Annotated in this window: 11 protein-coding genes; 8 read left to right on the top strand and 3 right to left on the bottom strand. The window is 59.2% G+C overall.

Annotated elements, in window-relative coordinates:
• From pgk to SWE17_RS14525, 3 genes are all read left to right on the top strand, one after another.
• A partial coding sequence (gene pgk / locus SWE17_RS14535) for a phosphoglycerate kinase (protein ID WP_322993792.1) occupies positions 1–229 on the top strand: 229 nt, incomplete at its 5' end.
• Positions 230–265: 36 nt separating this feature from the next.
• Entirely contained in the window at positions 266–1,306 is a 1,041-nt protein-coding gene (gene fba, locus SWE17_RS14530; protein WP_322993791.1) for a class II fructose-bisphosphate aldolase, read from the top strand.
• A gap of 224 nt (positions 1,307–1,530) precedes the next feature.
• Complete coding sequence (locus tag SWE17_RS14525; protein WP_322993790.1) at positions 1,531–2,028, top strand: Rrf2 family transcriptional regulator; 498 nt, start codon at positions 1,531–1,533, stop codon at positions 2,026–2,028.
• On the opposite strand, the gene SWE17_RS14520 is transcribed toward SWE17_RS14525, so the two are convergent.
• Complete coding sequence (locus tag SWE17_RS14520) at positions 1,944–2,567, bottom strand: class I SAM-dependent methyltransferase (RefSeq protein WP_322993789.1); 624 nt, start codon at positions 2,565–2,567, stop codon at positions 1,944–1,946. The two genes, SWE17_RS14525 and SWE17_RS14520, sit on opposite strands and share 85 nt — an antisense overlap.
• Positions 2,568–2,663: 96 nt before the next feature.
• Here SWE17_RS14520 and SWE17_RS14515 point away from each other — a divergent pair, with 96 nt between their 5' ends.
• The 3 genes from SWE17_RS14515 to SWE17_RS14505 all read left to right on the top strand — a co-directional run bounded on the left by SWE17_RS14515 (position 2,664) and on the right by SWE17_RS14505 (position 4,020).
• A complete protein-coding gene (locus tag SWE17_RS14515; RefSeq protein WP_322993788.1) occupies positions 2,664–3,092 on the top strand; it encodes a rhodanese-like domain-containing protein in 429 nt (142 codons plus the stop codon).
• A 121-nt stretch (positions 3,093–3,213) separates the two neighbouring features.
• A complete protein-coding gene (locus SWE17_RS14510) occupies positions 3,214–3,567 on the top strand; it encodes a carboxymuconolactone decarboxylase family protein (protein ID WP_322993787.1) in 354 nt (117 codons plus the stop codon).
• A gap of 3 nt (positions 3,568–3,570) precedes the next feature.
• On the top strand, positions 3,571–4,020 hold the full coding sequence (locus SWE17_RS14505) for an OsmC family protein (RefSeq protein ID WP_322993786.1): 450 nt from the start codon (positions 3,571–3,573) through the stop codon (positions 4,018–4,020).
• Positions 4,021–4,038: 18 nt separating this feature from the next.
• Here the strand turns inward: SWE17_RS14505 and SWE17_RS14500 are convergent, their stop codons facing one another.
• Both SWE17_RS14500 and SWE17_RS14495 read right to left on the bottom strand, forming a co-directional pair.
• A complete protein-coding gene (locus tag SWE17_RS14500) occupies positions 4,039–4,284 on the bottom strand; it encodes a metal-sensitive transcriptional regulator (protein ID WP_019430145.1) in 246 nt (81 codons plus the stop codon).
• Between the two features lie 151 nt (positions 4,285–4,435).
• Entirely contained in the window at positions 4,436–4,771 is a 336-nt protein-coding gene (locus SWE17_RS14495; RefSeq protein ID WP_295503678.1) for an ArsR/SmtB family transcription factor, read from the bottom strand.
• 132 nt (positions 4,772–4,903) lie between these two features.
• On the opposite strand from SWE17_RS14495, the gene SWE17_RS14490 reads away from it, so the two are divergent.
• Both SWE17_RS14490 and SWE17_RS14485 read left to right on the top strand, forming a co-directional pair.
• The gene (locus SWE17_RS14490) at positions 4,904–5,968 is read left to right on the top strand and encodes an efflux RND transporter periplasmic adaptor subunit (RefSeq protein ID WP_322993785.1); all 1,065 of its coding nucleotides are present in this window, start codon (positions 4,904–4,906) and stop codon (positions 5,966–5,968) included.
• Positions 5,969–5,978: 10 nt separating this feature from the next.
• Positions 5,979–9,197 (top strand): efflux RND transporter permease subunit, encoded by a 3,219-nt coding sequence (locus SWE17_RS14485; RefSeq protein ID WP_322993784.1) that lies wholly within the window; start codon positions 5,979–5,981, stop codon positions 9,195–9,197.
• Positions 9,198–9,201 lie beyond the last annotated feature (4 nt).

The raw sequence follows: 9,201 nt of genomic DNA, 5'->3' as shown, positions 1-9,201 counted from the left end.
CGAGTTTGCGGCCTTCGAAAACGGCACCAAGGTGATTGCCCAGGCGATTGCCGAGTCCAGCGCCTTCAGCATTGCAGGCGGTGGTGACACACTGGCCGCGATTGCCAAATACGGCATCGAAAAGCAGGTGGGCTACATCTCCACAGGCGGCGGTGCTTTCCTGGAGATCCTGGAAGGCAAGACTTTGCCCGCCATCGAAATTCTGAGCCGGCGCGCAGCGGCGGACTGACTTTTTTCATCTTTTTTACTTTTCAAGGAGCCCCACATGGCATTGGTTTCATTGCGCCAGGTCCTCGACCACGCGGCCGAATTCGGTTACGGCATTCCTGCTTTCAACGTCAACAACCTCGAACAAGTGCAGGCCATCATGGAGGCGGCGCAAGCCACTGACAGCCCAGTCATCTTGCAAGCTTCGGCCGGGGCCCGCAAATACGCGGGTGAGGCGTATTTGCGCCATTTGGTGCTGGCCGCCATCGAGACGCACCCCGACATTCCGGTGGTTTTGCACCAAGACCACGGGGCCACGCCCGCGCAGTGCCAGCAGTCCATCCGTTCGGGCTTTTCAAGCGTGATGATGGACGGCTCCCTCATGGCCGACGCCAAGACGCCCGCCAGCTACGAGTACAACGTGGGCGTGACGCAAAAGGTCTGCGAGATGGCCCACGCCGTGGGCGTGTCGGTTGAGGGTGAATTGGGCTGCCTGGGCTCTCTGGAAACTGGCGAAGCGGGCGAAGAAGACGGCGTGGGTGCCGAAGGCAAACTCAGCCACGATCAGATGCTTACCGACCCCGTGCAGGCCAAGGACTTTGTGGCCCAAACCGGTGTGGACGCCCTGGCCATTGCCATTGGCACCAGTCACGGTGCCTATAAGTTCACCCGTCCACCCACAGGCGACATCTTGGCCATGGACCGCATTGCCGCCATCCATGCTGCCATTCCCAACACGCATTTGGTGATGCACGGCAGTTCCAGCGTGCCGCAAGAGTGGTTGCAGATCATTCGCCAATACGGCGGCGACATCAAGGAAACCTATGGCGTGCCGGTTGAAGAGATCGTGCGCGGCATCCAAAGCGGTGTGCGCAAGGTCAACATCGATACCGACATCCGCTTGGCCATGACCGGTGCCATGCGCCAGTTGTTTGCTCAGCAACCCTCAGAGTTTGATCCACGCAAAGCCTTGGCGGCTGCGAAAAAGGCGGCAGCGGGCATTGTGAAGGCCCGTTTTGAAGCTTTTGGTTGCGCCGGCCAAGCTCAAAAGATCCGTCCTCTTAGCTTGGACGCCATGGCAGCTCGTTATACGAATTGAGGCAGATCAAGGCGAATGAAGTGATTTCTTATAAGGTTGGAGGGTAGTGGTTTAGGTTGTGTTTGGTACACACATCCTGATTGGGGGACTCCGTCAAAGGAGTCCCCTTTTTTTCAATGACCCCATCCCCCCAAGAACAGGAGATCATTCATGGGTACTGGTGAGCTGGCTGTGCAACTGCCCAATAAGACAAACTGTTTTGCGACGTCACAAGGCGGCTTGTGATGCGGATGAGCAAAGACAGCCAGTTGGCTGTGACCGTCTTGATGGAGGTGGGTCTGCACGAGCACAAGGGTCCTGTGTCTTTGGCTGCCATCCAGTCACGGCACGACCTATCGACCACGCGGCTGGAGCAGGTTTTCAGCAAATTGCGCAGATCTCAGTTGGTGGACAGCACCCGAGGTCCGGGCGGTGGTTATTGCCTGGCCATGGCCTCAGAAAAAATCAGCTTGGCCGACATTGTTGAGGCCATGGAGCCGGCAGAGCCAAGCACGAGCCAGGCTCAGGATTTTCTGGTCAGTGATCGCTTATGGCAGCAGTTGAACCAAAAAATCCAACAAGAACTTCAGCGCATCAGTCTGCGCCAATTGTTGAGTGCACAGCGGGCGCAAGACGCCAAACACAGCCGACTTGAGCTTCAGCCGATGGGCTTGCGAGCGGTGAGGCCCAGCAGGCCCGAAATGCCTTGGTGGCCGGTGCCCTCGGCAATTTCAGCCTCGTAGGTGCGCAGGTCCAGGATGTCCAGTTCGCCGAAGGCGTCCAGCATCAGGGATTCGTCGTACATATGCGCCAACTTGCCGGGGCCTCCCGTGTTGAAGTCCAGTTGGCGTGGTGTGTAGCCCTGGATGATCAGGGTGCCGCCGGGCTTGAGGCTGTCCAGCATGCGAGCAAACAGGGTGCCGCGCTCTTCGGGTGTGGCGAACTGAAAAAAGATGCCCACCACGTTGTCGTAATGTGCAGGCCGCCAGTCAAACGATTGCCAATCGCTGCAGACAAAATTCACAGCCACTTGTCGGCTTTGCGCCAAAGCACGGGCTTTGCGGACGGCGTTGTCCGAAAAATCAAAGGCATCGACCTGCAGGCCTTGCTGGGCCAGCCAGACGCCGTTGCGGCCCTCGCCATCGGCCACGGCCAGCGCGGTGCCTGGCACCAAGTGGGCCGCTTGTGATTGCAAATAGGCGTTGGGTGCTTCACCAAACACATAGTGCTCGGCAGCAAAGCGTTGGTTCCAAGTTTGTTGGGGGTTTTGAAAGGTGCTCATGTGAATTCCAAATGGGTCTGGATAAGGTCAAGTGACGCCGTGCGTTAAATTCAGTATATTAGTTGTTGCTTATTGATGTCCTTGAGGTGTTTGTTGATGACTGTTTTGCATCGTTTTTTTGTTTCTTTGGGCTTGTTGTTTTTTGTGTTCGGTTTACCTGCCTGTAGCCCCGAGACGCCACTGCCCAATGTGACCTTGGATCAAGCCCGAGCCGAGCACGAGGCGGGCAAGGTGTTGATGATTGACATCCGTGAGCCGCAAGAGCACGCCACGGGTGTGGCACAGGGCGTGGTCTTGCTGCCCATGAGCCAGGTGGCACAGCGCGTGGCCGAAATCCCCAAACAAACCGATCAACCGGTTTTGCTGATCTGCAACACCCAAAACCGCTCGCGTGCCGTGACCCAGGCGCTGCATGAGCAGGGCTTCACCAACATCCGCTATGTCAACGGCGGCATGAGCGAGTGGGCCAAACGTGGCTGGCCCATGGTGAAACCACAAGATCTGGTGGGGCCGCCCAAATCTTGATGTAAAGCAAATCGGGATTTCAGTGGCAGACATAAACTGATACTTATATAAGGCCTTTTGGTGCATCCCAACACCCCGGGCCTGGTTTCAGTTTGTCGTCACCATCAGAAAGGTAAGTCCCATGAGCACGTTTGACCACCCCAGTTTGATGCAAGACATCAACGAATGCCTGGTCCCGTTTCGCAAAAGCCAGCCCGACGCCATGAAAGGCTTTGGCCAATTGGCCCAAGCGGCCATGGCGGAGGGGGCGTTGAGCACCAAACACAAGGAGCTGATGGCTTTGGCCATCGGTGTCACGCAGCGGTGCTCCGGCTGCATTGGCTTTCACGTCAAAGCTTTGATCAAACTCGGTGCCACGCGGGCCGAGCTCGAGGAAATGTTGGCGGTCTGTGTGTACATGGGCGGTGGCCCCGCTTTGATGTATGCCGCTGAAGCCGTGAAAGCCTGGGATGACCTGCAGGCAGCGCAGGCTTGAGTCATGGGCGAGAAAAGCATTTCGGTCACGCTGACCCAGCAGCAAGATTACCGCTTCGACATCCGTTTTGACGACAGCATGCCGGTGCTGACCAGCGACGAGCCCGCGCCCTTGGGCACGGGCCTAGGGCCGTCGCCCGTGCAGTTGCTGTGTGCTGCAGTGGGCAATTGCCTGAGCGATTCGTTGCTGTTTGCTTTGCGCAAATTCAAACAAGCCCCCGAGCCTTTGCGCTGCGAGGTGCAAGCGCAAGTGGGCCGCAATGCCGATGGCCGCATGCGCGTGCTGGAGATGGTGGCCACTTTGCACCTGGGTGTCAGCGCCGCCCAGCTCGAGCAGCTCGAGCGTGTGTTGGGTCAGTTTGAAGGTTTTTGCACGGTCACCCAAAGCGTGGGGCAGGGCATCCCAATCCAGGTGCGGGTGCTCGACGCCGATGGGGTGGTGCTCAAGTCCTGAATGGACTGCACCCGGATTTCAGGCGAACTTGGTCAGCATTTCCGCCACGTGTTCGGGCGATTGATCACCTTGCTCGATCATGCAGCCGACCATGGAGAAAAAGGATTTGTCCAGCGCCTTGCGGGCAGCGGCCATTTGCTGGGCAATTTTTTCGCAATCGGCATCGGCTTCGATGAGTTTTTGCAAACCGCGCAGCTGCCCTTCAATGCGGGCCAGGCGGGCGCACAGGTTTTTTTTCTTCTCGGCGTTCACGATGCGGCTCATGCAGATCTCCTGAGTGGCCCCTGATGAGAGGGCGGGGCCGTTGGAGCGCCATGATAGCCATTTGCGATGAGGCCTGAATTTAAGGGAAATGGGCAAATGTTGCCAAGGGGCTTGGCCCATGCGGCCAGCCATGGATGGCCAGCCCTGGCTTTCAGCCCGGCGTGAACAAGGCCCGGTCGCTGGAGGTTTGTTCGTATTGCCTGGCGATGTTGGCGCAGACCAGGTCACACAGGGCGTAGATGGAGGGGTCGCTCACTTTGTAAAACACGCTTGCCCCCCGGCTTTCGCGGGCCACGATGCCGTGCTGTGCCAGATAAGACAGGTGGCGCGACACGTTGGCCGAGGAGTAGCCCGACAGCTGGGCCAACTCGCCCACGTTGTGTTCGGCTTCGCGCAGCAGGTTCAGGATTTGCAGGCGCGTAGGCTCCGACAGCGCCTGAAAATAGGCGGCAATCTGTTCGAGTGCTTTGGCTGGCAGGTCTTTCATGGGCGCTCCATTACACAACAAATCCAAACAACGAAGGACACTGTTTGACGTGGTGATGTAATTGATTGTATCATTGCGCATGTACGCAAACAACCAAATGTGCAAAACCAACGGTTTGACGGAGAAGCTTTGATGAACAGACGATCGATTTTGGCTGCGGCCATGGCACTTGCAGGCTTGACCAGCGCCCCGGTTTGGGCCAATGCCGAGGCGGCAGCGGTCAAAAGTGTGGCCGCCCAAACCAGTGTGGCAGATGTCCAAGAGGCGAGTTTGGACGCCGTGGTCGAGGCGGTGCGCCAAGCCACCCTGTCAGCCCAGGTTCCCGGGGCCATTGTCAGTTTGAACGTGAAGGCTGGTGACCGGGTGCGAGCCGGCCAGGAGTTGCTGCGCATCGATGCCAGCGCTGCCCAACAAAACGTGGTGGGCAACACGGCCCAACTCGAAGCCGCACAGGCCAATTTGCGCGTGGCCAGCAAAGAGCTGGACCGACAAAAGCAACTCTTCCAAAAGCAATACATCAGCCAGGGCGCGCTTGAACGCGCTCAAGCCCAATACGAAGCGGCCCAAGCCCAGGTGCAGGCCCAGCAAGCCCAAACCCGCGCAGCCCAAACCCAGACGGGTTTTTTCAGTGTGCGTGCCCCCTTCAATGGCGTGGTCTCCGATGTGCCCGTCACGCTGGGTGATATGGCCATGCCGGGTCGTCCCTTGGTGACTTTGCACGACCCCTCGGCTTTGCGCGTGAGCGCTGCCGTGCCGCAGTCGATGATTGAAGACGTTCGCAAGCAGTTGAAAACGGTACGCTACGAGATCGCGGGTCACACCAGCGTCGCAGCCGCCAGCGCGCAACTGCTGCCCGCCGTGGACCCGGTAACGCACACCGCGCAATTGCGCGTGGCTTTGCCTGCGGGTGCTGAAGGTCTGGTGCCTGGCATGTTTGTCCGGGTGTGGGTGCCTGTCAGCGCCAGCAGCGAAGCGGTCAAGACGGGTGCCAAAGACGGCCGCGTCTTCTTGCCGCTCACAGCCATCGTGCGCCGCGCAGAAATGACCGGCGTGTATGTGATGGACGCGCAAGGCAAACCACGTTTGCGCCAGGTGCGCTTGGGGCGCACCACCGGCCAGACCGTCGAGGTGCTGTCGGGTGTGAGCGCGGGTGAGCAGGTGGTGACCGAGCCTGCCCATGTTGTCAAAAAACTCTGAAAGCTGACCCATGAGCGAGCAAAAAATGGGCATTTCGGGTCGCATCGCAGCGGCCTTCCAGCGCGCGCAAATCACGCCTTTGCTGGCGCTGGTGGCATTTTTGTTGGGCGTGTTTGCCGTGATGGTGACGCCCCGAGAGGAAGAGCCGCAGATCAATGTCACCATGGCCAACGTCATCGTGCCTTTCCCGGGTGCATCGGTGCGCGATGTGGAGCAAATGGTGGCCATCCCGGCCGAGCAGGTGCTCTCCAAAATCGCTGGGGTGGAGCATGTGTATTCGGTCTCGCGCCCAGGCGTGGCCATCTTGACGGTGCAGTTCAAGGTGGGCGTGCCGCGCACCGAGGCGCTGGTCAAGTTGCATGACACGATTCGTGAGAACGCCGACTGGTTGCCCACCAACTTGGGGCTGCCTGAGCCCTTGATCAAACCCAAGGGCATCGACGATGTGCCCATCGTCTCCCTCACCTTGCATGGCAAAACAGCAGACGTGAGCGCTTTTGATCTGGAGCGTGTGGCGCACAGCATCGAGGCCGACATCAAGCGCGTGCCGGGCACCCGCGATGTGGTCACCATCGGTGGCCCGCGGCGTGCGGTGTTGGTGCAAATCGACCCGCAGCGCATGAACGGCTCGGGCGTCACGGTGCACGATTTGCGCATGGCCTTGCAATCGGCCAATCTGGGTCTGCCCGTGGGTGAGTTGTTGGGGGCCAACCAAAGCGTGGCCATCGAAGCGGGCCCACACCTGGCGCAAGCCAGCGATGTGGCCGATCTGGTTGTGCAAGTGGTGCAGGGCAAACCTGTCTTTTTGAAGGATGTGGCCAGTGTGAAAGACGGCCCCATGCCCGCCGAGCGCTACGTCTGGCACGGCAACAATGACAAAAATGGTGGCGAAGAGTTTGCCGCCGTGACGCTGTCGATCACCAAGAAATCGGGTGAGAACGCCATCGATGTGGCCAATGGCGTCAAGCACCGGGTCGGGACATTGCAGGGCACCGTGATCCCTGACAACGTGCAAGTGGTGGAGACACGCAACTATGGTGAAACCGCCAACGACAAGGCCCAAAAACTGATCCAGAAGCTGCTGTTTGCCACCGCCTCGGTGGTGGCGCTGGTGTTCATGGCGCTGGGGCGTCGCGAAGCGGCCATCGTTGGCGTGGCGGTCATTTTGACTTTGACGGCGACCTTGTTCGCCTCCTGGACCTGGGGGTTCACGCTCAACCGCGTGTCGCTGTTTGCCCTGATTTTTTCGATCGGTATTTTGGTGGACGACGCGATCGTGGTGGTGGAGAACATCCACCGCCACCAGCAGCTCTACCCTGGCAAGAGTCTGCGCGACATCATTCCCGGCGCGGTGGACGAAGTCGGCGGCCCCACCATCTTGGCCACATTCACGGTGATCGCGGCCTTGTTGCCCATGGCCTTTGTGAGCGGCTTGATGGGCCCCTACATGAGCCCGATCCCGATCAATGCCAGCTTGGGCATGTTGCTGTCCCTGGCCATTGCCTTCGTCATCACGCCTTGGTTGTCGGGCATGTGGATGAAGCCGTCATCGGCCCATGCGCACGGTGCGACAAATGGCGGACACAGTGGCCTGAGCGCCAAGCTCGAACCCCTGTTTGAAAAAATCTTCAAGCCTTTGCTTGACACCCAATCGGGTGGACGCAACCGCAAGTTTTTGGGTTTGGGTATTGCTGGCTTGATCGCCATGTCGTTGGTGCTGCCGGCCACTGGCCTGGTCATGCTCAAAATGCTGCCCTTTGACGACAAGTCGGAGTTCCAGGTGGTGGTGGACATGCCGGTGGGCACACCGCTCGAAAAAACCGCCGCCGTGATGCGCGAGTTGGGCGGCCACCTGGCCACCGTGCCCGAGGTGACGCATTACCAAGCCTATGTGGGCACGGCCTCGCCCATTAACTTCAACGGCCTGGTGCGTCAGTACTACCTGCGTGCAGGCTCCGAGTTGGGCGATATCCAGGTGAATTTGGTGCGCAAGTCCGAGCGCAGCGACAAGAGCCATGTGATTGCCACGCGTGTGCGTCCGGCCTTGCAAGAGATTGGCCGCAAACACGGCGCCAACGTCAAAGTGGTCGAAGTGCCCCCTGGCCCGCCCGTGATGTCGCCCATCGTGGCCGAAATTTATGGGCCTGATGCCGAAGGCCGCCGCCAAGTGGCCAAGTCGGTACGAGCCGTGTTTGAAAAGACCGAAGGCGTGGTGGACATCGATGACAGTTCCATCGCCGATGCACCGCGCAAGGTGCTGCTGGTGGACCGCCGCAAAGCGGCTGTGCTGGGTGTGTCGCAGCAAGCCATCGTGACCACCTTGCGAGCCGGTTTGGCGGGTGAGTCGGTGACTTATTTGCACGATGGCAGCAAGTACCCGGTGCCCGCCTTGATCCAACTGCCCGAGCAGCTGCATGGCGATTTGAACGCCTTGCTGCAGTTGGGCGTGAAAAGCGCCACCGGCAAGGTGGTGGCCATGCGCGAGCTGGTCACCGTGAGCGACACCCTGCGTGAGCAGCCCGTCATCCACAAAGACATGCTGCCCGTGAACTTTGTCAACGCCGACATGGCCGGTAAGGTGGACAGCCCCTTGTATGGTCTGTTCAAGATGCGCGGTGACGTGGCCCAGATCCATGGCCCGGACGGCGAGCGGATCGAAGAGTACTTCATCAGCCAGCCCGATGACGCCTGGCGCGGCTACAGCATCAAGTGGGATGGCGAATCACAAATCACGTACGAGACTTTCCGTGACATGGGCGCGGCCTATGGGGTGGGTCTGATCCTGATCTATTTGTTGGTGGTGGCGCAGTTTGGCTCTTACCTCACGCCGCTCATCATCATGGCGCCGATCCCGCTCACCATCATTGGCGTGATGCCGGGCCACGCTTTGCTGAATGCCCAGTACACCGCCACCAGCATGATCGGCATGATCGCGCTGGCGGGCATCATCGTGCGCAATTCAATTTTGCTGGTGGACTTCATCAACCTGCAGGTCAACAGCGGCATGGACTTCAAGCGGGCGATTGTGCAGTCGGCCATCACCCGTGCGCAGCCCATCATGCTCACGGGCCTGGCGGCCATGATCGGCGCCTTCTTCATTGTGGATGACCCGATCTTCAATGGCCTGGCCATTTCTTTGATCTTTGGCATCTTTGTTTCGACCGTCTTGACCTTGGTCGTCATCCCCACTTTGTATTTTGTGGCGTACCGCAAAAAGTACGGCGCTTGAATTT

Source organism: Limnohabitans sp. (genome assembly GCF_034680285.1).
GTDB lineage: Bacteria > Pseudomonadota > Gammaproteobacteria > Burkholderiales > Burkholderiaceae_C > Limnohabitans_A.
This window is presented reverse-complemented; position numbering and strand designations above follow the sequence as displayed.

Coding starts and splice junctions, on each gene's coding strand:
- fba (WP_322993791.1), top strand. CDS start 266: ATGGCATTGGTTTCATTGCGCCAGGTCCTCGACCACGCGGCCGAATTC.
- SWE17_RS14525 (WP_322993790.1), top strand. CDS start 1,531: ATGCGGATGAGCAAAGACAGCCAGTTGGCTGTGACCGTCTTGATGGAG.
- SWE17_RS14520 (WP_322993789.1), bottom strand. CDS start 2,567: ATGAGCACCTTTCAAAACCCCCAACAAACTTGGAACCAACGCTTTGCT.
- SWE17_RS14515 (WP_322993788.1), top strand. CDS start 2,664: ATGACTGTTTTGCATCGTTTTTTTGTTTCTTTGGGCTTGTTGTTTTTT.
- SWE17_RS14510 (WP_322993787.1), top strand. CDS start 3,214: ATGAGCACGTTTGACCACCCCAGTTTGATGCAAGACATCAACGAATGC.
- SWE17_RS14505 (WP_322993786.1), top strand. CDS start 3,571: ATGGGCGAGAAAAGCATTTCGGTCACGCTGACCCAGCAGCAAGATTAC.
- SWE17_RS14500 (WP_019430145.1), bottom strand. CDS start 4,284: ATGAGCCGCATCGTGAACGCCGAGAAGAAAAAAAACCTGTGCGCCCGC.
- SWE17_RS14495 (WP_295503678.1), bottom strand. CDS start 4,771: ATGAAAGACCTGCCAGCCAAAGCACTCGAACAGATTGCCGCCTATTTT.
- SWE17_RS14490 (WP_322993785.1), top strand. CDS start 4,904: ATGAACAGACGATCGATTTTGGCTGCGGCCATGGCACTTGCAGGCTTG.
- SWE17_RS14485 (WP_322993784.1), top strand. CDS start 5,979: ATGAGCGAGCAAAAAATGGGCATTTCGGGTCGCATCGCAGCGGCCTTC.